This window comes from Aeromonas sp. 159 (assembly GCF_963862045.1).
Taxonomy (GTDB): Bacteria; Pseudomonadota; Gammaproteobacteria; order Enterobacterales; family Aeromonadaceae; genus Aeromonas; species Aeromonas veronii.
In genome coordinates, this window is sequence record NZ_CAWLMI010000034.1 from 18,167 (window position 1) to 43,237 (window position 25,071).

Below are 25,071 nucleotides of genomic sequence, written 5' to 3' on the forward strand. Positions count from 1 at the left end.
ATAAATCAATAAAATACCCAGAGTGTTGTGCGGCAGGGGTTAAATTGAATAGGGGGCACAGGCTCCCTGTTCGAACCACTGACCATCCTATCTCCAATCAGGTTGAACTATGTTTCGTCCCAAGAGCACGTTTGAGCAATGGCGGATCTTTCAGGCGGTGGTCGACTGCGGCGGCTACGCCCAGGCGGCCGAGGCGCTGAACAAGAGCCAGTCCTCCCTCAATCATGCGGTTGCGAAGTTGCAGCAGAGTCTGGGGGTGCCCTTGCTGGAGGTGCGCGGCCGCAAGGCGGTGCTGACCCCAGCGGGCGAGATCTTCCTCAAGCGGGCCCGTCAGTTGAGCCAGCAGGTGGAAGAGCTGGAAAATCTGGCCAACAACCTGGAGCGGCAGTGGGAGCCGCAGATTAACCTCTATGTCTCGGCGCTGCAGCCAAGGGATCGCCTCTATCGGGCCTTGGCCAGCTTCTATCCTCGCAGTCGGGGTTGCCGGGTCAACCTGCACGAACGCATTCACTGCCACTTCAACGCCCTGCAACCGGGGGATCTGATGCTCTCCGAGCACCTGCCCGGCGATCGCACCGGTCTGCTGCTGGACGAGGTATGCCTGCTGCCCCTCTGCGCCGCCAGCCATCCGCTGGCGCAAGAGGAGGGGGCGATCCGCAGCGATGTATTGACCAGTCACAACCAGATCAGCCTTCATCCCCCCATTCACCGCTCGGTGGACTGGAACGATGCGGATGACACCGGCTGGAAGGCAACCCACTACCACGAAGTGCTCGCCATGCTGCGCCTTGGCCTCGGCTATGCCTGGATGCCGCGCCATCTGGTAGAGCGGGAGCTGGCAGAAGGGTCACTCATACAGCTGGATCTGGAGAGCGGCAACGAGCGCCACCTCTACACCTATCTGCTGACCCTCTCCCCCGAATCCCTCGGCCCTGCGACCGAGCTGCTGCTGCGCTGCCTGCGCAACGAATATCAGGGCGAATCAGCGCCGCTTCCGCACGCCCAGCCCCAGCACGGTAAATAACAGCCAGCTCCCCGTCAGACGTTGGGCACCCGCCAGCTGGCGGCCAGTGCCACCAGTGCCAATCCCAGCGCCACCATAAAGACCCCGTGGAAACTCCACACCTCCGCCACCACACCGGCGATGGCCCCTGCCATGATGGAGCCGGTGCGGATGCTGTTGGCAAACAGGGTGGTCGCCACCCCGGCTCGCCCCGGCATCAGATCCTGAAAGTAGGACATGCCGATCCCCGCCACGATACCGATGAAGATGGCGTTGAACAGCTGCAAGGCGATCAGGGCGTATTGGTCGGTGAGGGTCACCAGACCTGTGTAAAAGGCCGCGCCAGCCAGCACCGCCAGCAACATCATGGGGCGCTTGCCAAAGCGCGCCGTGTAGTAACCCGCCAGCAGCATGAAGGGGATCTCCAGCGCCGCTGCCGTGCCCATCAGGATACCGGCAAGCTTCTCATCCATCCCGAGCTCCCGGGTGATGTAGAGCGGCATATTGATGAGGTACATGCTGTTGCAGGTCCACATCAGGGTGGAGGCGATAAAGAGTGCCCGCACCGCCGGATCCCGCCAGCTGCTGACCCGCTCTGTCTCTTCAGCCATCTTGGGCAGCGGCAGCGAGGGCAGCCAGCGCCACACCACCAGGGCACAGAGCAGATAGGCCAGTGCCGAGGCCAAGTACATCAGCTCGAAGCCGTAGCCGATGGCCAGCGCGAAGGCGATGGGCGGGCCTATGACCCAGGCCAGCGAAAACTGGGCCCGCATCACCGAGCTGAACATGTCCGCCCGCCGGTTGCGGCTGTCGGAATACTCCCGCGCCAGCGCAAACAGCTGGGGACTGGCCGTGGCCGCCAGTGCCGCCAGCATCACCCCCAGACTCGCCAGCAGCCAGTAGTTGCGGTTCCAGGCAAACAGCAAGGAGAGCGCCACCCCGGCAAAACAGCAGCGCAGGATCAGTCGCTTGCGATCCCCCTTGTTATCGGAGCGGTGGCCAAGCCACTGGCTGACCAGAATGCCCACCACGGCGTTGATGGTATAGAAGAGCCCGACCAGAAAGGGGCGCACCTGCACCTCCTCGGCCAGAAACAGACTTAAGGTAGGCACCTGCAATGCCACCGCGACGCCGGTCATAAAGGTCACGGCAAGAAATGAAAGGGAGACGGGGTCCGGGCGTTTGACCGCCGCTATCGACAAGCTCATAGGGTTACCACTGATTGGAAGGACGATACGGGCTAACGGGCGGCAGCCGTATGAAAATTCGGCGCCTATCTTATGTCACTATCAAGAGCGGGCTCAAGGATGGCATAAGCAGGTGTGCGCCTTGCGAGGGAGGCCGCGACCCCGTAGAGTGAAAGCCCATCCTGCCAGCACAAGGAGTTCGCATGTTTGATTTTGATCAGGAAGTAGACCGCAGTGGCACCATGAGCCTGAAATGGGACAAGTACAAGGGTCAGGATGTGCTGCCCATGTGGGTTGCCGATACTGACTTTGTCTCCCCCCCGTCCGTGATTGAGGCGTTGACCAAACGGGTTGCCCACGGCATTTTCGGCTATGCACGCCCCTCGCCGCGCCTGATCGAACTTATTATCGAACGGATGGCGACCCGCTATGGCTGGGCCATCGAGCCCGAATGGCTGGTGTTCCTGCCCGGCGTGGTGCCGGGGCTCAACCTTGCCTGCAAGGCGTGGAGCCAGCATGGCCGCGGTATCATCACCCCCAAGCCGGTCTACTACCCCTTCCTGCAGGCGCCGGGCTTCAATGATCGTCCCCTGCTCACCGTGCCGATGGTTGAAGAGGCGGGTCGCTGGGTGCTGGATCTGGCAGAGCTGGAGCGTCAGGCCCCCGCCGCAGATCTGCTGCTGCTCTGCAACCCCCACAACCCGGGCGGCACCATCTTCACCCGTGACGAGCTGCTGGCCATCGATGCCATCGCCGCGCGCCACAATCTGGTGATCTGCTCCGATGAAATCCACTGCGATCTGCTGCTGGATAAAAACGCCCGCCACATTCCCTACGGCGCCATCAGTGCGCAAGCGGCCGAGCGCTGCGCGGTGATGATGGCCCCGAGCAAGACTTTCAATATCGCCGGTCTCTGCTGCTCCTTCGCCATTATCCCCAACGCCCGTCTGCGCTTCAGGCTGCAACAGGCGATGCGCGGCATCAGCGCCGACGTCAACCTGCTGGGCTTTGTCGCCGCCGAAGCGGCCTATGAGGGTGGCGAACAGTGGCTGACCGAGCAACTCGACTATCTGGCGGCCAATCTGGCCCTGATCCAGCAAGCGGTTGCCCGCTGGCCCGGCGTCAAGCTGGCCAACCATCAAGCGACGTATCTGGCCTGGATTGATGTGAGCGCCCTTGGCCTTGCCGATCCCATCGCCTTCTTCGAGCAGGCCGGCGTCGGTCTCTCCCCCGGCGCCCAGTTTGGCGACGGTCAGTTCGTGCGGCTCAACTTCGGCTGTACCAGGGCACGACTGACCGACGCGCTGGCGCGGATGGAGCGGGCAATCCTCAACAACAAGCCCTGATTAGCCAGCAACGGGATGGGCAAGCCCCATCCCTTTTTCCCTGTGTCATCAGCCAGCGGTCAACTCAGTCAACGGTCAATTATGTCTCTACGGATCTTGCATCACCTTCTGCTTCCCCTCTGTGCACTCTCTGCGCTGCTCCCCTTTGGCAGCCAGGCGCTGACCATCGGAACGGGCCCGCTCAATGGGGTCTACTACCCGACCGGTGGCGCCATCTGCCGGGTGCTCAATGCCGGCCATGCCCTGCATGGGGACAGCTGCACCGTGCAGAGCACCCGTGGCTCGATGGCCAACCTCAAGGCACTCGACAAGGGGGACGTACAGCTGGCGCTGGTGCAGTCCGATGTGCTGCACCACGCCCTGCACGGCACCGGCCCCTTCAGCGGGCAGGGGGCCAACAATGAGCTGCGCAGCCTGTTTCGCCTCTATCAGGAGTCGCTGACCCTGCTGGCCACCCCCAATAGCGGCATCACCACCTTGGCAGATATCGAAGGGAAACGGGTCTATCCGGGTAACAACGGCGCCGGTGAGCAGATCACCAGCCAGGCCCTGATGGCAGCCATGGGATGGCAACCTGGGCAGTTTGCTACCTATCAGCTCAAATCGGACAGCGAACCGCTGGAAGGACTCTGCGATGGCTCGCTGGATGCCGCGTTTGTGGTTGCCGGTCACCCCAGTCTGGCGGTCGGCGATCTGATCAGCCGCTGCAAGGTGCGCCTCATTCCCATCGAAGGGGAGCAGATAGACACGCTGCTCAAACAACACCCCTACTACCAGCGCAGCCGTATCGCTGCCAACCTCTATCCGGGACAAACCACCGCCATCAACAATATCGGGATGAGTGCCGAACTGGTGGCACTGGCCAGTCTGCCGGACCCCATCGTCCGTACCGTGCGCGATACCCTGCTGGCCCGGGTCAAGCAGTTCAGCCGGCTGCATCCTGCCCTGAGCAAGGTGACTCCAGAGCAGTTGCAGGCGCAAACCGAACTGCCCCTCCATGCGGGGATGTCGGATCAACCGCCAGCCCCCTTGTCACTGACCCCCGAGCAGTTAACAGCGGAACAGTTGGCACCGGAGCAGTTAGCACCTGAACCATCAACCTCGGAGGCGGTGCCCACGACAGAGCAGGTGAGTGCCGCTGACGGGGCGACTGCGCCCTCTGACGCGACCGCCACCAGCAGTGCCGCAGTGGCAACAGAAGCCACAGAGGTTAATCCCTTGCCCGAAGAGGCGCTCGAGATCACCCCCGAGCTCACTGCCACGCCGACCACCGAGGGTGAGAGCGTGTCCCCTTCGGCCGCAGCGTCAACGGTTCCATCACCATCGGCTGCCGTGTCGACTCAGTTGCCACAGAGCGCCTCTGCGGCCACTGCGCCGCAAGAGCAGGCAATCCAGCCTGCCAGCAGCGCGGTGACTGGCGAAACCTCGCAGCAGGATAAAACCGATACACTTCCCTCCCCATCCACCAGCGCAGCCACACCGCCGCAACCCTGAACGGTAAGCGCCCACAAATGCATCAGGGCAGCCTCGGCTGCCCTGATTGTTGATATGCGCTCGATAGTGGCGAAGTCGATTGACCAGCTCACCTTGCCGTCCGCTAAGGCTCCATCCCCCTAGTCAGATAGGGGTTGGGCTTCTGGATCTCCTCCTCAACCCAGTGCAGCAACTGCTTGATGGCCCGCGACAACACCTGATTCTGGCGCACCACGTAGCCCAGACTGGTACCAGGAAAGTCGCCGAGGCTGGTGACCGGCGCGGTGAGGTTGAGGCGCGGATGCAGGGAGAAGTCCGGCACGATGGCGACACCAAAGCCCGCCTCGGCCCAATCGAGCTGGGCGTCGACGCTGCCTACCTCCATGATGCGGCAGGGGGGCAAGGCCAGCAGCGGCAGGGACGGGTCGATCAGCGCTCGGGTGCGGGTGTCGTGACCGAGCAGGATCAAGGTCGGCTCGTCGAGGGGATCGCTCTCTCCCGCCACCGCCCGCGCCTGCCAGCGGGCAAGGCCGTGACCCAGGGCGCACCAGGTCACCTGTTGCAGCTCGGTATAGAAGAGCGGCTCGCTGCGCTTTTGCGCCATGACAAAACCCAGATCCGCCTTGCCCGCCTTGACCAGCTCGGCGGCCTGATCCGAAGTGGTGTTGAACAGGGTGAGGTCGATGCCGGGGAACTCCCGTTTGAAGCGCTGGAACGGCTGGATAAGCAGCAGGCGAGAGATGATGTCGCTGGCGGCGATGGCCAGCGTCCCCTGACTCAGCTGGTTGAGGGCATTGAGATCGGACTGGCAGAGCTGCAACTCGGCAATGGTGCGCTCGGCGCTTTGCAGCAGCCGCTCCCCCGCCTGCGTCAGGCGAAACGGACTGCGCTCGATCAGCCGCACCCGGGTCGCCTGCTCCAGCCGCTTGATATGCAGGCTGACATTGGGCTGGGTCATGTGCAGTTCGGTGGCGGTCTGGCCAAAATGTTGCAACCGGGCCAGGGTGACAAAGGTTTGCAACCAGTGAATATCCAGCATAAGAGTCCCTCAACCCGCGATGTGCGGGGCTTGCCAGGCAAAATCGGGCGGTTTGCCGCTTAATTGGCCATAATTATATGGTTCTCTTATCGGAATTATAAAGATAATTAATTTTTCTAATCCGCATCAGGCTCCTAGGATGGACGCCTAACGTCTTAGGAGAAAGAGTCATGTCGTCTATCGTAGTCGTAGGTGCTAACTGGGGTGATGAAGGCAAAGGCCGCATCGTGGATTATCTGGCAGGTCAAGCTGGCGCCAGCATTCGCTTCCAGGGCGGCAACAACGCTGGCCACACCGTGGTCAACGACCTTGGCACCTTCAAGCTGCACCAGGTTCCGAGTGGCGTATTCAACCCGGATTGCCTGGTTGTCCTCGGCCCGGGCATGGTGATCAGCCCCGAGAAACTGACCGTCGAGCTCGAGGAAGTCAAAGCCTCCGGCGTGACTCCGAAGCTGGCCATCTCTGACCGCGCAACCCTCTGCCTGCCGCTGCACGCGCTGGAAGATACCCTGGAAGAGCAGCGTCTGGGTGACGGCGCCTATGGCTCCACCCGTCAGGGCATCGCCCCTGCCTACGGCGATCGCGTGATGAAGAAAGCGATCCTGGTCGGCTGGCTGAAACAGCCGGACGTACTGGTCGAGCGCATCCAGTTCATGCTGGACTGGAAACTGCCGCAGATGAAGGCTATCTACCCCTCCTTCGAATTCACCCAGACTGCCCAGGAGATGGCCGACTGGCTGCTGGAAGTCTCTGCCCCGTGGATCGACGCCGTCTGCAACGTCAGCATGCCGCTCAAAGCGCTGCAGGCCGAAGGCAAGACCCTGCTGTTCGAAGCGCAGCTGGGCGCTGGCCGTGACCTGATCTACGGCGAATACCCCTGGGTGACCTCCTCCCACGTATCCGGCGCCTACGCCGGTATCGGTGGCGGTCTGCCGGGTCTGCGCCCGGAGCGCGTCATCGCTGTGGCCAAGGCATTCAGCTCCTCTGTCGGTACCGGCACCCTGCTGACCGCCATGGAGAACCAGGACGAGTTCCGCAAGATCACCAATGAGTTCGGTGCCACCACTGGCCGTCCCCGTGATGTCGGTTACTTCGACGCCGTCGCCACCAAGAACGGTGTCGAGCTGCAAGCCGCCACCGAAGTGGCACTGACCAAGCTGGACTGCCTGACCGGTCTGCCGGATCTGAAGATCTGCGTGGCTTACGAAGGTGCCCACACCGAGAACCCGATTTGGCCGCAAACCGCTGCCCTGAAGCCGGTTTACGAGCAGATGGAAAGCTGGAGCGAAGACATCACCGGCTGCCGCACCTTCGAAGAGCTGCCCAAAGCGGCCCAGCAATACGTGCTGCGTATCGAAGAGCTGCTCGGCGTACCGGTTCCGATGGTTTCCGTCGGCCCGGGCCGTGACGAGATGATCCTGCGCTAAGCCGCACCTCTCATCGTCAAACAAAAAACCGGCATCCCTGATGCCGGTTTTTTTATCGCTGCCGTTTACCTTCTTGCCATAAAAACACCAAAAGGCTCAATTAACTCACCAATCGACCTCATCTTGAGTCATTCTGCAACAAAAACCTGTCCCACCCTCGTTAAAGTGAACCCGTTACCACACGAGGAGTCACCCGATGAAATTGCTCAAACAGAGTGCCCTGTTGCCACTGCTCTGCCTGACGGCCATGCCAGCCTTTGCCATGACCCTGAAGAGCACGGACATTCACGAAGGCCAGTTGATGGACAAACAGTTCAGCTTCAACGGCTTTGGCTGCAGCGGCGACAACCGCTCGCCCCAACTGAGCTGGCAGGATCTGCCGGCAGGCACCAAGAGTGTTGCCATCACCGCCTATGACCCAGATGCCCCCACCGGCAGCGGTTGGTGGCACTGGCTGGTGGTGAACCTGCCTGCCACCCAGAGCGAGCTGGCCAGCAATACCTCCGGCAAGCTCAAGCAGGGATTGGAGATCCGCACCGACTTTGGCAGCCAGGGTTATGGCGGCCCCTGCCCGCCCGCTGGTCACGGCATGCACCGCTATCAGTTCACCGCCTGGGCCCTGTCCCATGATCTAGAGGTGAAGGCTGATACCCCGCCGGCTATGGTAGGCTACATGCTCAACAGCATGGCGCTCGGCAAGGCCACCCTGACCGCCACCTTCGTCACCCCCTAGGAGCCAACCGGATGAGCACTCCCCTGCTGCAACAGAGCCACTATCTCGGGATCCGCCAGCAGCCCCTGCACCGGGTGCTCATCTACGCCCCGACCCTCATCTGGGTCACCCAGGGGAGCAAGCAACTGTGGTGGCGCGAGCGACGTCTGTCGTTTGACAGGGAGCGGTGGCTGCTGATCCCGGCAGGCCACCAGCTCACCTTCGTCAATCAGCCGGAGCAGGGCAAATTTCGCTCCCACGCCATCACACTGCTGACTCCACCGCCGCCGGAGTGGCTGGCCGAGTCAGCCCCTTCCCACGCCGATCTGGAGGAACCCGCCGTCAAGGTCACCCCCGGGCTCGCCTTCTGCTTTGAACTCATCAGCACCATGGCCGAACGGGGACTGAGCGAAGCAACACAGGCCGAACTGCTGCGCGGCTTCTATGCCGAGCTGCGGGCCGCCAACGCCCTCGGATTGCTCTTTCCCGCCAGCACCATGACCCTCGCAGAGCGGCTGGCACGCTACCTGGCGGTGGAACCCGGCATCGACCACACCCTGGAGGCGGTGGCCCCCCACTTCTCCATGAGCCGCGCCTCCATGGTGCGCAAGCTGGCCGCCGAAGGTCGCAGCTTTCGCCAGTTGCTGGCCCAGGTACGCATGAGCCACGCCCTCAACCTGTTGCAACAGGGCCTGACCCCGCTGGAAGTCGCCCTCGCCTGCGGTTATGACTCCCCCAGTCGCTTTGCCGCCCGCTTCAAACAGGAGTTCGGCCTGACGCCCCACCAATACCTGCACACCTGCCCATCCACCCTGCTCAGTCACGCCAGATAGTCGATAAGTAACTTCTCCGAAGAGAGTTGCTGCCAGCAGTTGTATATCCTTGGGCTGCGCAATGGATGGCAACATCCATAATGCAAAAGGCCTCCGGATGGAGGCCTTTCTGTTTTCACTCAAGTTGCACTCACACAATACCTGCCACGCGGCGGGTACGGGCTCGTCTTAGCCGTTCGTGAGTGGCAAAGATAGGCGTTTGGCCAGTGCCTGAAAGTGCTGGCTCACCTCAGCCCCGAACAGGGGGTCGCCAATGGCGCGGTTCTGCCAGTTTTGCTCCAGATGACGCCAGTCATCCTCGGTCAGGGAGTCACGCAGATGGGGGAAGATCACCCCCTCTTCATAGTTCATGTGCGCCTCTTGCAGTTCCACGAAGCGCTCCAGCTTGGTGGTGAACTGATCGAGGGGGATCACAGCATCCATCAGGATCATCTCCACCATCTCCTTGAGATCGGCCCCGGCCTCCAGCAGCTTGACGTGCTCCTCCTGCAGGCGGTTGGCGACCTCACCCTCCACCACCCGATATTTCAGGTAGTAGTCATAGATGAGGTCTTCCTTGGGATGGTGGTACTTGTCAGAGACCTCCCGCAGGTAGTCGATGACATCGCGCACCAGAAAATAGCTGATGGGCTCTTCGGCACGAATGGCTGCCAGCTTGTGCTTGAGCAGCTCCAAAAGTCGGGCGATGTTGAGATGATCCTTGTGCAGACTGGATAACATGGGCACTCCTTGGCTCTGAATTAATCTTATGTCCCTGAGTATACGGTCATTTGTCGCCCGAACTTTGCACTCAATCAAGTGGGATGCAGACAGATTTCCACTCTATCGGACTCTTGCCCTGTTGTTCCAGCAAGCGATTGGTCTCGCTAAAGTGACCGCAACCGATGAAACCGCGGTGGGCAGAGAGTGGGCTCGGGTGCGGCGCGGTCAGCACATAGTGGCGCTGGCGGTCGATGAAACGTCCCTTCTTCTGGGCGTGGGCGCCCCACAGCAGGAACACCCCCCCCTGACAACTGGCATTGATCTGCTCGATGACCCGATCGGTAAAGGTCTCCCATCCCAGATGGGCGTGGGAATGGGCCTGACCGGCCTGCACCGTCAGAACAGTGTTGAGCAGCAAGACACCTTGTTTGGCCCAGGATTCGAGAAAGCCGTGATTGGGTGTGACGAAACCTGGCAGGTCACGCTGCATCTCTTTATAGATGTTGACCAGTGAGGGAGGCGTACGCACGCCGGGCAGAACGGAGAAGCAGAGACCGTGCGCCTGATTGGGGCCGTGGTAGGGATCCTGCCCCAGGATCACCACCTTGACCTGATCCAGCTCGGTCAGCTTGAAGGCATTGAACACATCGGTAGCTGGCGGGTAGATCACCTTGCCCGCTTCCCGCTCGGCTCTGACAGTTGCCAGCGTACTCTTGAAATAGTCCTGCTCTTTCTCAGAGCCAATCACATCACTCCAGGTCAGCACCCCGGCCTCCTCACTTGATACGGCGAAGGGCTCAGGATAGGGGGCCAGCCCGCAAGACGCAACCGTGGCTCACGCTTTCCAGAGCCTGGCGAGGCGCCCCGAGCGCTCCAGCTTGCGCAGGCCGCTATTGAACAGCAGCATCAGACGGCGCGCCTCGGGATCGGCTTTGCGCATCAGCAGGTATCCCGGTTGCGACCAGATGGGGTCGGCGGCACCGGTCAGTGACAGCGATTGGGGATGACGAACGAGCGCCTGCTGGAACAGAGTCTGTGCCACCTGCTCATCCATCACCAGATAGTGGATCCGCCCGTCAAGCAGCTTGCCCATGCTCTCCTCATCGGAATCTGACCACTCGAGGGTAAGCCCGGCTTGGCGAGCGGCAAAACCATCGCCATAGAAATAGCCACGGGTCACCCCGACCGGCTCGTGTTTCAGCTCACCCAGATTGACCGCGGGCGTACCGGTCAGCGTCATCAGGCGAGTGGTGAAATGGCCGAGCGAGGCGGAGAGATAGAAAAGCTGCTCCCGCTCACGGGAGCGAAACCAGGGCATGGTGACCACATAGCGCCCCTCCAGAGTCAGTCGGTAAGCCTCGGCCCAGGAATAGAAGTGAAAGCTGACATCGAGCCCCTCTTCGGCAAAGGCCTGGCGCACCACCTCACAGAGAAAGCCCTGATTGGGCAGCGCCTCACTGATATAAGGTGGCCACTCGCCCACAGCAATACGCACCGTCTCGGCCCGTACCGCAACACTGCTTGCCCAGCAACAGAACAGGGCCAGCCATGCCCACTTTCGCCACCCATTATTCACCCGGCACTCTCCTCGCTTTTTTGCTGAGTTTAGCCAACCCCTCAATTAACCTCAGAAAAAGCCGAAAAGATGTAGTTAAATTACTAGATTAACGAGATAAAAGATGCATAATTTGGATATCTTACAAAATCAGAAAAATGACCTATTTTTGATTCAACTCAAGAATTTAATCCCATTGAAATGGCGCTTTGTCGGATTTTCTTGATCTAGATCAATTTTGGTAATATTACCACCGTGGTATATATGACCCCATCAAAGAAAAGGTGTAAGGCAAGGGCCCTTTAAGTCATCGCCATCGACGGTAGCTTAAATACATCAGGGTAATTTCCTTACAGTTGGATTCGCGTTCCCATTGAGGAGTCATACCATGATCAAAGGCATTCAAATCACCCAGGCCGCCAACACCGCTCTGCTGAACTCTTTCTGGCTGCTGGACGAAGAGAAGCAACAAGCTCGCTGCATCTGCGTCAAAGGCGATGCTTTCGCTGCCGATCAAGAAGTGCAACTGGCTGACCTGGGTCAGTTCGAATACCGCGAACTGCCGGTTCAGGCTGAGCCTGCTGTTGAAGGTGGCCAGCACCTGAACGTCAACGTGCTGCGTCGCGAAACTCTGGAAGATGCTATCGAAAACCCGGAGAAGTACCCGCAGCTGACCATCCGTGTATCTGGCTACGCAGTGCGTTTCAACGCCCTGACCCCGGAACAGCAGCGTGACGTGGTTACCCGTACTTTCACCCAGAGCCTGTAATCAGCGCCCTGCAGTGAAGAGCTGATACTCGCTGTATCGGCACAAAAAACGGCCAATCGGCCGTTTTTTTATGCGTGCTTGTCACCTCATCATTATCAAAAAAAGCCCCGCATTGCGGGGCATTTTCATCAGGCATGACAGCGTCGGGATCAGGCCGAAGTATCGAGGGGTTCGAAGCCCTTGATCAGGTCATCGATGGCCTTCATCTGTTTGAGGAAGCCTTCCAGCTTCTCCAGCGGCAGGGCACTCGGGCCATCGCAGCGGGCAATTTTCGGATCCGGGTGGGACTCAATAAAGAGACCGGCCAGACCGACCGCCATGCCGGCGCGCGCCAGCTCGGTTACCTGCTCGCGACGGCCACCGGAGGCGGCACCCAGCGGATCACGGCACTGCAGGGAGTGGGTCACGTCAAAGATCACCGGATAGCCACCGGTGCTCTTCTTCATCACCCCCAGACCCAGCATGTCCACCACCAGGTTGTCGTAGCCGAAATTGGCACCGCGCTCGCAGAGGATCAGCTGATCGTTGCCGCACTCCTCGAACTTGTCGGTGATGTTCTTCATCTGGCTTGGGCTGAGGAACTGCGGCTTCTTGATGTTGATAACGTTGCCGGTGCGGGCCATGGCTTCCACCAGATCAGTCTGGCGCGCCAGGAAAGCGGGCAGCTGGATAACGTCAACCACCTCGGCGACCGGCTTGGCCTGATGGGGTTCGTGCAGATCGGAGATGACCGGCATGCCGAAGGTCGCTTTCAGCTCCTGGAAAATCTTCATCCCCTCTTCCAGACCCGGACCGCGGTAGGAGTGGATGGAGGAGCGGTTGGCCTTGTCCCAGCTCGCCTTGAAGACAAACGGGATGCCCAGCTTGCTGGTCACTTCCACGTACTTCTCGCACACCGCCATCGCCATGTCGCGGGATTCCAGCACGTTCATGCCGCCAAACAGCACGAACGGTTTGTCGTTGGCAACGTCGATCTGGTTGATCTTGATATTCTTCTGTTCCATCTAAGACATCCTTAATAAAAGGGCCTGAAGCCTAGTTAATCCGTTGCGACCGGACGCAGCGGTCTTGATATTCTTCTGTTTCAGTTTCAAGCACCCCTTAATGGAGGGGCTTGGGGCTCAGATCCAGCGCGGCCAGCTGCACTTTCAGCACATCAGCGACCGGATCGTCCGGGCATTGTTCAATAAAATATTCAAAATCGTCGGCGGCCTGGCGCGGGCAATCGAGCTGCTCGTAGATAAAGCCGCGATCCCGCGTCTCCAGCGGATCGCCGGGCTTCATCCGCAACAACAGCTCGCTGCAACGCAGCGCCTCGGGCATGCGATCTTCCCGCAGCAGGGCACCCTTGCTGACGTTGAGCAGCCGTTCGATGATCTCCCACTGGCCGGAGGGCTGCAGGTAGTCGGGGGTCAGGGTCGCCAAGTCCCCCAACGCACCGCGCAGCAGCAGCTCGATGCGGGCCAGACTCAGCTCGTCGCCGGTAAAGGGGTCGACATAGACCTCCCCCTCGCCACCGGCAAAGCTCACCAGGAAGTGGCCGGGGAAGCAGATCCCCTCTACATCGAGCCCGAGCTTGCGCCCCAGCTGGATGATGAGAATGCCGAGGCTGACCGGGATCCCTTTGCGCTGAACCAGCACCTGATTGAGATCGCAGTTGTTGGCCGAGAAATAGTCCTGCCAGTCGCCATGAAAACCGAGGCTGTGGTAGAAGCCTTGCAGCAACTGCTGGCGCACCTCGTCGCAGGTGCCCTCTTCGATCTGCTCATCCAGCCACTCGTCCAGCAGGTTCAACTCGCGGATCCCCTCCTCGACCGAGCCATAAATTTCGTCGCTGACTGACAACGCCAGCTCGGTGATATCGTGGGCTTCGAAATCGGTCCATTCGTCTATGTGTAACATTCTCTTCATGCCTTAGCCGAACACACTCGTCTGTTTGAGCACTGCCAACTTGGCAATAAAGTAGATCCAGCCGAGCGCCCCCAGAAAGGAGCACCAGCGCACCAGATTGCTTTTGGCCAACCGCAGCGCCATCGCCGCCAGAAATACCAGCACCAGAATGGCCATCAGCTTCTCGCTGAGCCAGGGCGTTCCGTTATTGAGCGGGTTGAGATCCAGCACCATGCAGAGCAATACGCCGGAGAGCACCACCAGACCGTTGAGCCAGCCGCTGACCTTCATCACCGGCGCGCTATAGGCACGGCCAGTGGCGGTCTGTACCCAGTAGAAGCGGAGCATAAACATCAGCACGGCCCCGGCAATCAGGGTTAGGTGCAGGTGTTTGAGCACAAAAACCATATTCAATCCTTGCATGGGGGCGCACAGGCAACCCGCCGTGTAACAGTGAGGAACCGTCAGCGCAGCGGGCAGAGGCCCAGCGTCACCCTGTCGTTATCCCCGTAATCGCGCACCGTGGCTACCTCGCGGTAGCCGCCATCGCGCAGCAACTGACGCACCGCCTCCCCCTGATCCCAGCCATGCTCCAGCAGCAACCAGCCATCGGTCAGCAGATAAGCGGGGGCATGGGCCACGATGTGGCGGATATCGGCCAGCCCGGCGTCATCGGCAACCAGCGCCGAGCGGGGCTCAAAGCGCACGTCACCCTGCTCGAGATGGGGATCGGCGCCATCAATATAGGGGGGATTGGAGACAATCACCGCAAAACGTGGCGTATTGTCGCGATCCGGCTCGCCAAGGGGCTCGAACCAGCTGCCGTCGCGCACCTCGATGGGTAACCCCAGCGCGGCGCTGTTCTCGCGGGCCAGCGCCGCGGCATCGGCCATCCGATCCACCGCCCACACATCGACCTCGGGCCGCTCGGACTTGAGCGCCAGCGCGATGGCGCCGGTGCCGGTGCCGAGATCCAGCACGGCGCAGGGCCCCTGCGGGATTTTGGTCAACGCCTGCTCGACCAGCACCTCGGTATCGGGGCGCGGAATCAGGGTCGCCGGGCTCACTTTCAGCGGCAGCGACCAGAACTCCCGCTCGCCCACCAGATGAGCGATAGGCTCGCCGTTGAGACGACGGACCAGCCACCCCTGCAGAGTGGCCTGCTGGGCGGCATCCAGCTCACGCTCTGGCCAGGTCATCAGATAGCTGCGACGACACCCGAGCAGATGACAGAGCAGTACATCGGCATCGGCGCGGGGGGACTCCCCCCCAGCCAACACAGTCATGATATGGGCGCGGGCCTGCTGGATCTGCATCAGTGCCACTCCACCTTATGGGCACAACACTTAATGCGAGCTTGCCGGATCACCATTTGCATCAGTTGTTCTCGGCCAGCGAGGCGAGCTGATCGGCCTGATACTCCTGCACCAGCGGCGTGATGACGCAGTCCAGATCTCCTTCCAAAATTTCGGAGAGACGGTAGAGGGTCAGGTTGATGCGGTGCTCGGAGAGGCGGCCCTGCGGGTAGTTGTAGGTACGGATGCGCTCGGAGCGATCACCGGAGCCCACCAGATTGCGGCGGGTGCTCTGCTCGGCGGCGCGGTGGCGCTCATCCTCGGCCGCTTGCAGGCGGGCGGAGAGCACCGACATCGCCTTGGCGCGGTTCTTGTGCTGGGAGCGCTCGTCCTGACACTCCACCACCAGACCGGTCGGCAGGTGGGTGATGCGGATGGCCGAGTCGGTCTTGTTGACGTGCTGACCACCGGCACCGGAGGCGCGGAAGGTGTCGATCTTCAGATCGGAAGGGTTGATCTCGATCTGCTCGGCTTCCGGCACTTCCGGCAACACGGCGACGGTACAGGCGGAGGTGTGCACCCGGCCCTGAGATTCGGTCTCCGGCACCCGCTGTACCCGGTGACCACCGGATTCAAACTTGAGGCGGCCATAGACGCGCTCGCCGTCGATCTTGGCGATCACCTCCTTGTAGCCACCATATTCACCGTCATTGCAGCTGACGATGGAGACGCGCCAGCCCTGACGCTCGGCAAACCGTGAATACATGCGGAACAGGTCACCGGCAAAGATGGCCGCTTCGTCGCCACCGGCACCGGCGCGGATCTCCAGATAGCAGTTGTTGTCATCCTTGGGATCCTTGGGCAGCAACATCAGTTGCAGCTCCTGCTCCAGCGCCTCCAGATTGGCCTTGGCCAGCGGCAGCTCCTCCTGCGCCATCTCGCGCAGGTCGGCATCATCCTCCTCCAGCATCATCTGGGTGGTCTCCAGATCATCCTGCGCCTGACGGTAACGCTGGAAGGCGTGAACGATATCTTCCAGCTGGGCATATTCGCGGGTCAGGGCGCGGTAGCGATCCTGATCCGAGACCACATCCGGCTCGCCGAGCATGGCCTGTACTTCTTCGTGGCGCTCGATGAGGCCTTCCAGCTTTCTGATCAGTGACGGATTCATAACTCTTGCATTCTCAATGGAGGACGGGACAACCGGTAGGTTGCCCGAAAATTATGGCTCTTGTGACAACCCCAGCGCCTGCCGCAAGCGGGAGAGCTCGCTCTGATCCCCCTGGGAGGCAGCCTGGCGCAACGCCTGGGTCGGCGCGTGGATCAATTTGTTGGTGAGGCGATGGGCCATCGCCTTGAGCGCCTGTTCGGCACTCTCGCCCTGGGCCAGTGCCAGCAGGGCGCGTTGCAACTCTTCGTCAGCGACCTGCTGGGACTGCTGACGGTAATCGCGAATGAGGTCGACCGAGCTCTGGCCGCGATACCAGCCCATAAACTCGTCGCGCTCTTCCTGCACGATCACTTCCGCCTGCGCGGCAGCCCGTTTACGGGTTTCGAGGTTCTGCTCGATGATCCCCTGCAAATCATCCACCGTGTAGAGATAGGCATCGGAGAGTTCATCGACTTCGGCTTCGATGTCGCGCGGCACGGCAATATCCACCAGAAACATGGGTTTGAAGCGGCGGGCCTTCAGCGCGCGCTCCACCATCCCCTTGCCGATGATGGGCAGGGGGCTGGCGGTCGAGCTGATGACAATATCCGCCTCGTGCAGATAGTCGGGGATCTCTTCGAGCGTCATCACCTGGGCGCCGAATTCGGCCGCAAGGGTCTGGGCGCGCTGCAGGGTGCGGTTGGCCACCATCATCTTGGTGACGTTCTGCTCGCGCAGATGACGGGCCACCAGTTCAATGGTTTCGCCAGCACCGACCAGCAGCACCTTGGTCTGGGAGAGATCGGAGAAGATCCGCCGACCCAGACTGACGGCAGCAAACGCCACCGACACGGCACTGGCGCCAATCTCGGTATCGGTACGCACCCGTTTGGCCACCGAGAAGGATTTCTGGAACAGCCGCTCCAGCGCCCCCTTCACCGACTCCGCCTGCTGGGCATGGGCGTAGGATTGCTTGATCTGCCCCAAGATCTGCGGCTCCCCCAGCACCAGCGAGTCGAGCCCGCACGCCACCCGCATCAGGTGGCGCACAGCTTCTTCGTCGTGATGCTGATAGATGGCCGTGACCAGTTCGGCTGCGTCCAGCCCGTGGAACTGCTGCAGCCAGCGCAGCACTTGCTCCTGCCGCTCCTCCTCCAGATTACAATAGAGTTCGGTCCGGTTGCAGGTGGAGACGATCACCGCCTCGCTGACACCGGGTTGGCTCACCAGCTCACGCAAGGCGCGATCGATGCAGTCCGGGCCAAAGGCGACCCGTTCCCGCAAGGCGACACTGGCGGTGTTGTGGTTGATTCCGAGGGCAAGCAAACTCATGAGTGGGCGACGATCATTTCATACGCTGGGTGCAAAGGCTGCCAATTGTACGAGAAAGGGTAAGTCTTTAAAAGCAATACGGCCGCCCCGTATACTGTGGCAAATTCCTCTCTCTGGAGCCGTCTCTTGCTGCTACGTATTTTTACCCTCACCTGCCTGCTGTTGCTGGCCGGTTGTGCCACCACCCAGCCCCAGCGTGACCAGGTGAACTGGAACCAGGAGCGGACCCGTCTCGAGCAGCTGACCCACTGGCAGCTATCCGGCAAGATGGCCATCATCACGCCACAGCAAAAGGGCAGCGCCCGTCTCAACTGGCAGCAGGATGGGGAGGATTATCGCCTCAACCTCACCAGCCTGATTGGCACCAGCATTCTGGAGCTCTCCCGTAGCAAGGGCGAAATCACCCTGCTCGACAGCGACGGCAATCGCCACCAGAGCCAGGATGCCGAAGCGCTCATCTATCAACTGACCGGCTGGAATATTCCGGTTGCGGGATTACCGGAGTGGATCAAGGGGCTGCCAGGTCAGGCGGAGTTTGAACTCAACCCCGACAGCAGTCTGGCCAGCGTGCGCGACGGCCAGTGGCAGATCGTCTATGGCGATTATCGGGATCAGGATGGCTACCGCCTGCCGCACCAGCTGACCATGACCGGCCAGAACAGCCGCCTCAAGCTTCAGATCAACCAATGGACTCTTGCACGTTAATGGCTTCCACACGCTGGCCGGCACCGGCCAAACTCAACCTGTTTTTACACGTCAATGCCCGTCGTCCCGATGGCTATCACGAGCTGCAGACCCTGTTTATCTTCCTCAACCACAGCGACTGGCTCGAGTTTGAGGTGATACCAAATAGCGACACACTCACCCTGAGCCCGGCCATTCCCGGGGTGCCGGATGAGCAGAATCTGATTATCCGCGCGGCGCGCCTGCTGCAAACAACCCTGCCGAGCCCGCAGGGGGCCCATATCCGACTGGAGAAAGTGCTACCCATGGGCGGCGGCATCGGCGGCGGTTCGTCCGATGCAGCGACCACGCTGGTGGCGCTTAACCACCTCTGGCAAGCGGGTTTGAGTGAAGATGAACTGGCAGCGCTCGGCGTCCAGCTGGGGGCTGATGTACCGGTGTTTGTCCGTGGCAAGGCGGCCTTTGCCGAAGGAGTGGGTGAGCGGCTGCAACCGGTCGAACTGCCCGATGCCTGGTATCTGGTGCTCAAGCCCGATTGCCATGTGGCGACCGCGGCCGTATTCCAGGATCCGGACCTGCCGAGAGCCACGCCGAAAATGGCGCTGGACAACTTGCTGGAAGGCGAGTGGAAAAACGATTGCGAATCACTGGTGAAAAAGCGCCACCCCGAGGTTGCCAATGCGCTCGGCTGGTTGCTAGAATACGCGCCGTCAAGAATGACGGGCACAGGAGCCTGCGTCTTTGCTCAATTTGAAGACGAAGTGACTGCTCGGGAAGTGTTGGCCTGCGTGCCGAAGGGACTTGATGGGTTTGTCGCCAAGGGCGAGAACATATCACCTCTCTTCTCCACATTGCAACAGTTCAAATGATTGGGGTATCGCCAAGCGGTAAGGCAGCGGGTTTTGATCTCGCCATTCCTAGGTTCGAATCCTAGTACCCCAGCCAATTTTACCGAACAGTATTGATGATGATTAACGTGGCCGGTTTTGCACTCGGCCACGGATTCGGGTTACCGGTATCATCACAATCATTGGGCAGCAGACACCTTGTACGTTATCTTGATAAATCGTTTGCCCCAAAACGATAGGGTCTGATTTCAGACTCCCCCACATACTGGATGCAACCCCGAGGTTTCAAACCGTGCCTGACATGAAGCTGTTTGCTGGTAACGCAACGCCGGAACTAGCCCAGAAGATCGCAGATCGCCTGTTTATCAAACTCGGCAATGCTGCCGTAGGTCGCTTTAGCGACGGCGAGATCAGCGTACAGATCAATGAGAATGTACGTGGTGGCGATATCTTCATCATTCAATCCACCTGTGCCCCGACCAACGACAATTTGATGGAATTGATCGTCATGGTGGATGCTCTGCGTCGTGCTTCAGCTGGCCGTATCACTGCCGTTATCCCCTACTTTGGTTATGCCCGTCAGGACCGCCGCGTCCGCTCCGCCCGTGTACCCATCACCGCCAAGGTTGTCGCTGACTTCCTCTCCAGCGTCGGTGTGGATCGCGTGCTGACCGTTGACCTGCATGCCGAGCAAATTCAAGGTTTCTTCGACGTTCCGGTAGACAACGTGTTCGGTAGCCCGGTGCTGCTGGAAGACATGAAGTCCAAGAACCTCGAGTCTCCTGTCGTTGTCTCCCCGGACATCGGTGGCGTCGTGCGTGCCCGCGCCATCGCCAAGCTGCTGGATGACACCGACATCGCCATCATCGACAAGCGCCGTCCCCGCCCGAACGTCTCCCAGGTCATGCACCTGATTGGTGACGTTGCCGGCCGCGACTGCATCATCGTTGATGACATGATCGACACCGGCGGCACCCTGTGCAAAGCCGCAGAGGCCCTGAAAGAGCGCGGTGCCAAGCGTGTATTCGCTTACGCTACCCACCCGGTCTTCTCCGGTTCCGCCGTCGAGAACATCAAGAACTCTGTGATCGATGAACTGATCATCACCGACTCCATCCCGCTCACTGCGGAGATGAAAGCGGTCGGCAAGGTCAAGCAGCTGACTCTGTCAACTGTACTGGCCGAAGCCATTCGTCGCATCAGCAACGAAGAGTCCATCTCTGCCATGTTTGAGCATTGATAGATTCAGCAATAACGAAAACCGCCATCAGGCGGTTTTCGTCTTTCTGGACCTTCTCTTTCCAACTTTCTGCTATCTGGTACGACCCTGCCCCCGGCAGGCTTAAGGATTTACCCATGAATTGCTTGCGTCCCCTCCTGCTCGCGACCCTCACCTCCGCCCTGTTCGCCTGTCAGCCCGCCAAAGAGAACCCGCCCTTCGTGCTGACTCTGGCTCACATGAACGACACCCACTCCCAGTTTGATCCGGTCAATGCCGAGATCAAAGGGCAGATCTTTGCCCAGCAGGGGGAGACGGACACCCTCTATACCCGCTTTGGCGGTTACCCGCGCCTGCTGACCATGGCGAAAGCCTATCAGGCCGAGGCGCTGGCCAAGAACCAGCCCTTGCTGCTGCTGCACGGCGGTGATGCCTGGCAGGGCAGCGGCTACTTCAAGCTCAACGAGGGGATGGCCAACGCCGAGTTGCTGAGCCAGTTCGGCCTCGATGCCATGGCGCTGGGCAACCACGAGTTCGATCTGGATAACCAGAAGCTGGCCCGCTTCATCGAGGGGGTCAACTTCCCGGTGCTGGCCGCCAACCTCGACACCAAGGCCGATCCGGCCCTCAGCAAGGCTGACAACCTCAAGCCCTTCGTGGTCTACGCCTTTGACGGCAACCAGAAGAGCCCGGTCACCGATCTCGACAACCTGCCACAAGGCAAACAGCTGGTCGCCGTCATCGGTCTGGTGCTGGAAGACATGGGCAATATCGCCCCCAACGTCGGCAAGCTGCGCTTTGGCAAGGAGGTCGCCTCGGCTCAGGCCACGGTCGACATGCTGCAAGCCAAGGGGATCCACCAGATCGTGGCCCTGACCCACATCGGCAACGAGCGGGATCTGGCGCTGGCGGCCAAGGTAAACGGTCTCGATGCCATCGTCGGTGGCCACTCCCACAGCCTGCTCGGCGATTTTCGCAATATCGGCTGGGGCAAGACCGGCGATTACGCCAAGCTGGTGACCAATCCGGATGGCATCGGCAAAACCTGCGTGGTACAGGCTGGCTCCTACGCCCAGGCCATCGGTCTGGCACAGGTGACCTTTGACAGCCAGGGTCAGGTGACCGACTGCCAGGGCCACAACAGCCTGCTGGCGAGCCGCGACTTCTTCGCCGATGCGGCACGCAAGCAGGCACTCGACGACGCCCGCAGCAAAGAGGCAAGCCAGTTTGTCGACAACCAGCCCAATCTGGTCACCGTGGATGAAGATCCGCGCCTGCGCGGCATCATCGACAGCCACTACAAACCGGCGCTGGAGAAAGCCTACGGCCCGGTGATCGGCACCATCCCCGAGCAGCTGCAAAATGCCCGTCGCCCCGGCGACAACGGCAGCGACAGCCACGGCTCAGATGTAGCGCCGCTGGTTGCCGAAGGGGAGTTCTACTGGGCCAATACCCCAGCAGTGCAAGCCCTGACCGGCGGCCCGGTCGACTTCGCTCTGGTGGCGGTGGGTGGCGTGCGCGCCGAGCTGCCGGCCGGCGAATGGCGCGAGGGGGATAGTGCCCTCACCCTGCAGCCGTTCAAGAACCAGCTCGCGGTGCTAACCCTGACTGGCGCCGAGGTACGCGCCCTGCTGACCGAGACTATCACCGCGACCCTGCCCGCCAGCGCCCATGCCGGCAAGTTCCCCTATGGCGGCCACCTGCGTTACACCTTCCAGGAGACCAACGCAGGCAAAGCGGGCACCCTGACCCAATTGCAGCGCAAGACCGCAAGCGGCGAGTGGCAAGATCTGGTGGATAGCCAGCGCTATCGGGTGGTGATGAACGCCTACAGCGCCAACGGCAACGATGGCTGGCAAGCACTGGCCAATGCCCAGAGTCAGAAGAGCGAGCGGGTCGATATCGCCAGCGTCAATGGCAAGCTGACCGCCTTCCCGGTTCTGAAGGTGGCACAAAACGGCGAGCTGCTGAGCGCCGTCTATGCCCCGGGCCAGCCCCTCAATTGCAAAGCCAGCGGCGTGGATTGCGGCACCGATGCAGCGTCTTTCGTGGAGTATGTGCGCGATGCCCGTCCCACCCTGACCGCACTGGATGAAGAGACCGTCACCCTGCTGCGGGCCAAATAACGACGGTAGTCAACCGGGCACAATCCATCGCTCAACTGAAACGGGCCTCTTGCAAGAGGTCCGTTTGCCCACCGTTAGCCACCCATTGGCCGCAATAATGCTGCAAATCCCGCCATAACATGCGCATTGGTTGAGTGATCGCCACTCGGCGGCTAGAATATTGCGTCCTATTGCCCTGGGTAGTGTGCCCACGGCAGCTGCGAGTGAAGACATCAAGCGTGACAAGCGAAATCAAACTGATCGTCGGACTGGGCAACCCCGGCCCGGAATATGCCAAGACCCGCCACAATGCGGGCGCCTGGTATGTGGAGCAACTGGCCCGCTGGCACAATGTCAGCCTGCGTGAAGAACCCAAGTTCTTCGGCCATACTGCCCGCATCCTGGTCGAGGGGCAGGATGTGCGGTTGCTCATCCCGAACACCTATATGAACCTCTCTGGCAAGGCGGTGGCCACACTGGCGCGTTTTTATCAGATTGAGCCGGAAGCGATTCTGGTGGCCCATGACGAACTGGACCTGCCGCCAGGCATTGCCAAGTTCAAGCAGGGTGGTGGTCATGGTGGCCATAACGGCCTCAAGGACATCATCGCCAAGATGGGCAACAACAATAACTTCTTCCGGCTGCGTCTCGGGATCGGCCATCCCGGCAGCAAAGAGCAGGTGGCTGGCTTCGTCCTGACCAAGGCCCCCAGCAGTGAACAGAACCTGATCGACGCCGCGCTGGACGAGTCCCTGCGCGCCACCGACATCCTGTTCAAACAAGATATGACCAAGGCCATGAATCGCTTGCACAGCTTCAAGGCTGAAAAGGGTTAGGTCGGTTTGACCCTGTACGGGCATTGTGCCGGTACATGAGCAACGACCAGAACAAGCATGACATGGGCCGCCTGCGGGCGACCCCCAACAGCATCCATCAAGTAAGGTAACAATCCATGGGTTTTAAATGCGGTATCGTGGGCCTGCCCAATGTAGGCAAATCCACCCTGTTCAACGCGCTGACCAAGGCCGGTATCGAAGCCGCCAACTTCCCGTTCTGCACCATCGAGCCGAACACAGGTGTGGTGCCGATGCCGGATCCCCGCCTCGATCAGCTGGCGGCCATCATCAATCCGCAGCGCGTTGTGCCGACCACCATGGAATTCGTCGACATCGCCGGTCTGGTTGCCGGTGCCTCCAAGGGTGAAGGTCTGGGCAACCAGTTCCTGGCCAACATCCGTGAAACCGAAGCGATCGGCCACGTTGTGCGCTGCTTCGATGACGAGAACATCATTCACGTTGCCGGCAAGGTCTCTCCCGCTGACGATATCGAAGTGATCAACACCGAGCTGGCCCTGTCGGATCTGGACGCCTGCGAGCGTGCCATTCACCGTCAGTCCAAGCGCGCCAAAGGCGGCGACAAGGATGCCAAGCTGGAAGTGGAAGTGCTTGAGAAGATCAAGGTCGCGCTGGAAAACGGTCAGATGATCCGCGGCATGAAGCTGGATAAAGAAGAGCTGGCCGCCGTCAGCCACCTCAACTTCCTGACCCTGAAACCCACCATGTATATCGCCAACGTGGCGGAAGATGGTTTCGAGAACAATCCCTATCTGGACAAGGTGCGTGAAATCGCCGCCGCCGAGAACGCGGTCGTGGTCGTGGTCTGCTGCGCCATCGAAGCCGACATCGCCGAGCTGGACGACGAAGATCGCGCCGAGTTCATGGCTGACCTTGGCATCGAAGAGCCGGGCCTGAACCGCGTTATCCGCTCCGGCTACCAGCTGCTCAACCTGCAGACCTACTTCACCGCCGGTGTGAAAGAGGTACGCGCCTGGACTATTCCGGTCGGTGCCACTGCCCCGCAAGCGGCTGGCAAGATCCACACTGACTTTGAAAAAGGCTTTATTCGCGCCCAAACCATCGCCTTTGAAGACTTTATCAACTATAAGGGTGAGCAAGGCGCCAAGGAAGCGGGCAAGATGCGCGCTGAAGGGAAAGATTACATCGTCAAAGATGGCGATATCATGAATTTCCTGTTCAACGTCTAATCCCATGACAGGCCAGCATTTGCTGGCCTGTTTTTTATCTGCCATTGCCCGGGCAATCATGGCAATGTCTTAAAAAAAAGCAGATTGTTGGGCTTTTGCGCAACAGAGACCAATAACTGGTCAAACGCACTCAAATTGCGTTTTTCTGGCAAAAAAAGGGTTGACGCCCCAGAGCCAGATACGCATAATTCGGCCCGCACGGTGACGAGGTAACGACTCACCGGAAGCAAGGTTGGCTATGTAGCTCAGTTGGTTAGAGCATCGCACTCATAATGCGGGGGTCACAGGTTCGAATCCCGTCATAGCCACCATCTCTAGTTGGGGTATCGCCAAGCGGTAAGGCAGCGGGTTTTGATCTCGCCATCCCTAGGTTCGAATCCTAGTACCCCAGCCATTTTTAAAAGTTCTTTGCCAGTCTCGTGACTGTTGAGGAACGCTGTTGGGGTATCGCCAAGCGG

23 protein-coding genes, 3 tRNA genes and 1 pseudogene are annotated in these 25,071 nt (G+C 60.3%); 16 read left to right on the forward strand and 11 right to left on the reverse strand.

Annotated features, from left to right (window positions below):
* Positions 1 to 109: 109 nt before the first annotated feature.
* A complete protein-coding gene (locus AACR14_RS07305) occupies positions 110 to 1,024 on the forward strand; it encodes a LysR family transcriptional regulator (protein WP_019445683.1) in 915 nt (304 codons plus the stop codon).
* A gap of 14 nt (positions 1,025 to 1,038) precedes the next feature.
* Here AACR14_RS07305 and AACR14_RS07310 read toward each other — a convergent pair whose 3' ends face one another.
* A complete protein-coding gene (locus AACR14_RS07310) occupies positions 1,039 to 2,211 on the reverse strand; it encodes an MFS transporter (protein ID WP_005334914.1) in 1,173 nt (390 codons plus the stop codon).
* 182 nt (positions 2,212 to 2,393) lie between these two features.
* Between AACR14_RS07310 and AACR14_RS07315 the strand changes: the two genes are divergently transcribed.
* Positions 2,394 to 3,536 carry a MalY/PatB family protein gene (locus tag AACR14_RS07315; RefSeq protein WP_019445684.1) on the forward strand — a complete coding sequence of 381 codons (1,143 nt, stop codon included), beginning with the start codon at positions 2,394 to 2,396 and terminating at the stop codon, positions 3,534 to 3,536.
* Positions 3,537 to 3,617: 81 nt separating this feature from the next.
* Positions 3,618 to 5,030, forward strand: coding sequence for a TAXI family TRAP transporter solute-binding subunit (locus AACR14_RS07320; protein ID WP_026034963.1), 1,413 nt, complete (start codon positions 3,618 to 3,620; stop codon positions 5,028 to 5,030).
* A 103-nt stretch (positions 5,031 to 5,133) separates the two neighbouring features.
* On the opposite strand, the gene AACR14_RS07325 is transcribed toward AACR14_RS07320, so the two are convergent.
* Positions 5,134 to 6,048, reverse strand: coding sequence for a LysR family transcriptional regulator (locus tag AACR14_RS07325; protein WP_019445686.1), 915 nt, complete (start codon positions 6,046 to 6,048; stop codon positions 5,134 to 5,136).
* Between the two features lie 170 nt (positions 6,049 to 6,218).
* Here AACR14_RS07325 and AACR14_RS07330 point away from each other — a divergent pair, with 170 nt between their 5' ends.
* The 3 genes from AACR14_RS07330 to AACR14_RS07340 all read left to right on the forward strand — a co-directional run bounded on the left by AACR14_RS07330 (position 6,219) and on the right by AACR14_RS07340 (position 9,020).
* The gene (locus tag AACR14_RS07330; RefSeq protein ID WP_005362191.1) at positions 6,219 to 7,475 is read left to right on the forward strand and encodes an adenylosuccinate synthetase; all 1,257 of its coding nucleotides are present in this window, start codon (positions 6,219 to 6,221) and stop codon (positions 7,473 to 7,475) included.
* A 196-nt stretch (positions 7,476 to 7,671) separates the two neighbouring features.
* On the forward strand, positions 7,672 to 8,208 hold the full coding sequence (locus AACR14_RS07335) for a YbhB/YbcL family Raf kinase inhibitor-like protein (protein ID WP_019445687.1): 537 nt from the start codon (positions 7,672 to 7,674) through the stop codon (positions 8,206 to 8,208).
* Between the two features lie 11 nt (positions 8,209 to 8,219).
* Positions 8,220 to 9,020 carry a helix-turn-helix transcriptional regulator gene (locus AACR14_RS07340; RefSeq protein ID WP_019445688.1) on the forward strand — a complete coding sequence of 267 codons (801 nt, stop codon included), beginning with the start codon at positions 8,220 to 8,222 and terminating at the stop codon, positions 9,018 to 9,020.
* Between the two features lie 168 nt (positions 9,021 to 9,188).
* Here AACR14_RS07340 and AACR14_RS07345 read toward each other — a convergent pair whose 3' ends face one another.
* The 3 genes from AACR14_RS07345 to AACR14_RS07355 all read right to left on the reverse strand — a co-directional run bounded on the left by AACR14_RS07345 (position 9,189) and on the right by AACR14_RS07355 (position 11,298).
* Entirely contained in the window at positions 9,189 to 9,740 is a 552-nt protein-coding gene (locus AACR14_RS07345; protein WP_005362195.1) for a hemerythrin domain-containing protein, read from the reverse strand.
* 70 nt (positions 9,741 to 9,810) lie between these two features.
* On the reverse strand, positions 9,811 to 10,488 hold the full coding sequence (gene ung / locus AACR14_RS07350; protein WP_019445689.1) for a uracil-DNA glycosylase: 678 nt from the start codon (positions 10,486 to 10,488) through the stop codon (positions 9,811 to 9,813).
* Positions 10,489 to 10,557: 69 nt separating this feature from the next.
* On the reverse strand, positions 10,558 to 11,298 hold the full coding sequence (locus AACR14_RS07355; protein ID WP_019445690.1) for a substrate-binding periplasmic protein: 741 nt from the start codon (positions 11,296 to 11,298) through the stop codon (positions 10,558 to 10,560).
* 367 nt (positions 11,299 to 11,665) lie between these two features.
* Here AACR14_RS07355 and grcA point away from each other — a divergent pair, with 367 nt between their 5' ends.
* On the forward strand, positions 11,666 to 12,046 hold the full coding sequence (gene grcA / locus AACR14_RS07360; RefSeq protein ID WP_005334936.1) for an autonomous glycyl radical cofactor GrcA: 381 nt from the start codon (positions 11,666 to 11,668) through the stop codon (positions 12,044 to 12,046).
* A gap of 149 nt (positions 12,047 to 12,195) precedes the next feature.
* On the opposite strand, the gene kdsA is transcribed toward grcA, so the two are convergent.
* The 6 genes from kdsA to hemA all read right to left on the reverse strand — a co-directional run bounded on the left by kdsA (position 12,196) and on the right by hemA (position 17,713).
* Positions 12,196 to 13,050 carry a 3-deoxy-8-phosphooctulonate synthase gene (kdsA, locus tag AACR14_RS07365; RefSeq protein WP_005334937.1) on the reverse strand — a complete coding sequence of 285 codons (855 nt, stop codon included), beginning with the start codon at positions 13,048 to 13,050 and terminating at the stop codon, positions 12,196 to 12,198.
* 97 nt (positions 13,051 to 13,147) lie between these two features.
* Positions 13,148 to 13,948 carry a SirB1 family protein gene (locus AACR14_RS07370; RefSeq protein WP_005362204.1) on the reverse strand — a complete coding sequence of 267 codons (801 nt, stop codon included), beginning with the start codon at positions 13,946 to 13,948 and terminating at the stop codon, positions 13,148 to 13,150.
* 12 nt (positions 13,949 to 13,960) lie between these two features.
* A complete protein-coding gene (locus AACR14_RS07375) occupies positions 13,961 to 14,344 on the reverse strand; it encodes a SirB2 family protein (protein ID WP_005334939.1) in 384 nt (127 codons plus the stop codon).
* 56 nt (positions 14,345 to 14,400) lie between these two features.
* Positions 14,401 to 15,252, reverse strand: a complete 852-nt coding sequence (gene prmC / locus AACR14_RS07380) for a peptide chain release factor N(5)-glutamine methyltransferase (RefSeq protein WP_019445691.1) — start codon at positions 15,250 to 15,252, stop codon at positions 14,401 to 14,403.
* 61 nt (positions 15,253 to 15,313) lie between these two features.
* Entirely contained in the window at positions 15,314 to 16,402 is a 1,089-nt protein-coding gene (prfA, locus tag AACR14_RS07385; protein ID WP_005353897.1) for a peptide chain release factor 1, read from the reverse strand.
* A 51-nt stretch (positions 16,403 to 16,453) separates the two neighbouring features.
* Positions 16,454 to 17,713, reverse strand: coding sequence for a glutamyl-tRNA reductase (hemA, locus tag AACR14_RS07390; RefSeq protein ID WP_019445692.1), 1,260 nt, complete (start codon positions 17,711 to 17,713; stop codon positions 16,454 to 16,456).
* 126 nt (positions 17,714 to 17,839) lie between these two features.
* Here hemA and lolB point away from each other — a divergent pair, with 126 nt between their 5' ends.
* The 9 genes and pseudogenes from lolB to AACR14_RS07435 all read left to right on the forward strand — a co-directional run bounded on the left by lolB (position 17,840) and on the right by AACR14_RS07435 (position 25,007).
* On the forward strand, positions 17,840 to 18,418 hold the full coding sequence (gene lolB / locus AACR14_RS07395) for a lipoprotein insertase outer membrane protein LolB (protein ID WP_005353907.1): 579 nt from the start codon (positions 17,840 to 17,842) through the stop codon (positions 18,416 to 18,418).
* Positions 18,418 to 19,288: pseudogene (gene ispE, locus AACR14_RS07400) on the forward strand (4-(cytidine 5'-diphospho)-2-C-methyl-D-erythritol kinase). Before lolB ends, ispE begins: the two are co-directional and overlap by 1 nt.
* Positions 19,268 to 19,342 (forward strand) — tRNA-Gln (locus AACR14_RS07405). The pseudogene ispE and the gene AACR14_RS07405 overlap by 21 nt, the downstream one beginning before the upstream one ends.
* Positions 19,343 to 19,537: 195 nt before the next feature.
* Complete coding sequence (locus tag AACR14_RS07410) at positions 19,538 to 20,485, forward strand: ribose-phosphate pyrophosphokinase (protein WP_005343846.1); 948 nt, start codon at positions 19,538 to 19,540, stop codon at positions 20,483 to 20,485.
* A 116-nt stretch (positions 20,486 to 20,601) separates the two neighbouring features.
* Positions 20,602 to 22,590, forward strand: coding sequence for a bifunctional metallophosphatase/5'-nucleotidase (locus AACR14_RS07415; RefSeq protein ID WP_019445694.1), 1,989 nt, complete (start codon positions 20,602 to 20,604; stop codon positions 22,588 to 22,590).
* 218 nt (positions 22,591 to 22,808) lie between these two features.
* Positions 22,809 to 23,405, forward strand: coding sequence for an aminoacyl-tRNA hydrolase (gene pth / locus AACR14_RS07420; protein ID WP_019445695.1), 597 nt, complete (start codon positions 22,809 to 22,811; stop codon positions 23,403 to 23,405).
* Between the two features lie 116 nt (positions 23,406 to 23,521).
* The gene (gene ychF, locus AACR14_RS07425; RefSeq protein WP_005353921.1) at positions 23,522 to 24,613 is read left to right on the forward strand and encodes a redox-regulated ATPase YchF; all 1,092 of its coding nucleotides are present in this window, start codon (positions 23,522 to 23,524) and stop codon (positions 24,611 to 24,613) included.
* A gap of 234 nt (positions 24,614 to 24,847) precedes the next feature.
* A tRNA-Met gene (locus AACR14_RS07430) sits at positions 24,848 to 24,924 on the forward strand.
* Positions 24,925 to 24,932: 8 nt separating this feature from the next.
* Positions 24,933 to 25,007, forward strand: a tRNA-Gln gene (locus tag AACR14_RS07435).
* Positions 25,008 to 25,071 lie beyond the last annotated feature (64 nt).

Excerpts from the sequence above, each read along its gene's own strand:
- AACR14_RS07335 (WP_019445687.1), top strand. The coding sequence starts at position 7,672 with ATGAAATTGCTCAAACAGAGTGCCCTGTTGCCACTGCTCTGCCTGACG.
- ychF (WP_005353921.1), top strand. The coding sequence starts at position 23,522 with ATGGGTTTTAAATGCGGTATCGTGGGCCTGCCCAATGTAGGCAAATCC.
- hemA (WP_019445692.1), bottom strand. The coding sequence starts at position 17,713 with ATGAGTTTGCTTGCCCTCGGAATCAACCACAACACCGCCAGTGTCGCC.
- AACR14_RS07315 (WP_019445684.1), top strand. The coding sequence starts at position 2,394 with ATGTTTGATTTTGATCAGGAAGTAGACCGCAGTGGCACCATGAGCCTG.
- AACR14_RS07305 (WP_019445683.1), top strand. The coding sequence starts at position 110 with ATGTTTCGTCCCAAGAGCACGTTTGAGCAATGGCGGATCTTTCAGGCG.
- kdsA (WP_005334937.1), bottom strand. The coding sequence starts at position 13,050 with ATGGAACAGAAGAATATCAAGATCAACCAGATCGACGTTGCCAACGAC.
- AACR14_RS07370 (WP_005362204.1), bottom strand. The coding sequence starts at position 13,948 with ATGTTACACATAGACGAATGGACCGATTTCGAAGCCCACGATATCACC.
- AACR14_RS07340 (WP_019445688.1), top strand. The coding sequence starts at position 8,220 with ATGAGCACTCCCCTGCTGCAACAGAGCCACTATCTCGGGATCCGCCAG.
- prfA (WP_005353897.1), bottom strand. The coding sequence starts at position 16,402 with ATGAATCCGTCACTGATCAGAAAGCTGGAAGGCCTCATCGAGCGCCAC.
- AACR14_RS07415 (WP_019445694.1), top strand. The coding sequence starts at position 20,602 with ATGAATTGCTTGCGTCCCCTCCTGCTCGCGACCCTCACCTCCGCCCTG.
- AACR14_RS07330 (WP_005362191.1), top strand. The coding sequence starts at position 6,219 with ATGTCGTCTATCGTAGTCGTAGGTGCTAACTGGGGTGATGAAGGCAAA.
- AACR14_RS07345 (WP_005362195.1), bottom strand. The coding sequence starts at position 9,740 with ATGTTATCCAGTCTGCACAAGGATCATCTCAACATCGCCCGACTTTTG.
- AACR14_RS07325 (WP_019445686.1), bottom strand. The coding sequence starts at position 6,048 with ATGCTGGATATTCACTGGTTGCAAACCTTTGTCACCCTGGCCCGGTTG.
- AACR14_RS07320 (WP_026034963.1), top strand. The coding sequence starts at position 3,618 with ATGTCTCTACGGATCTTGCATCACCTTCTGCTTCCCCTCTGTGCACTC.
- grcA (WP_005334936.1), top strand. The coding sequence starts at position 11,666 with ATGATCAAAGGCATTCAAATCACCCAGGCCGCCAACACCGCTCTGCTG.
- prmC (WP_019445691.1), bottom strand. The coding sequence starts at position 15,252 with ATGCAGATCCAGCAGGCCCGCGCCCATATCATGACTGTGTTGGCTGGG.
- AACR14_RS07310 (WP_005334914.1), bottom strand. The coding sequence starts at position 2,211 with ATGAGCTTGTCGATAGCGGCGGTCAAACGCCCGGACCCCGTCTCCCTT.
- AACR14_RS07375 (WP_005334939.1), bottom strand. The coding sequence starts at position 14,344 with ATGGTTTTTGTGCTCAAACACCTGCACCTAACCCTGATTGCCGGGGCC.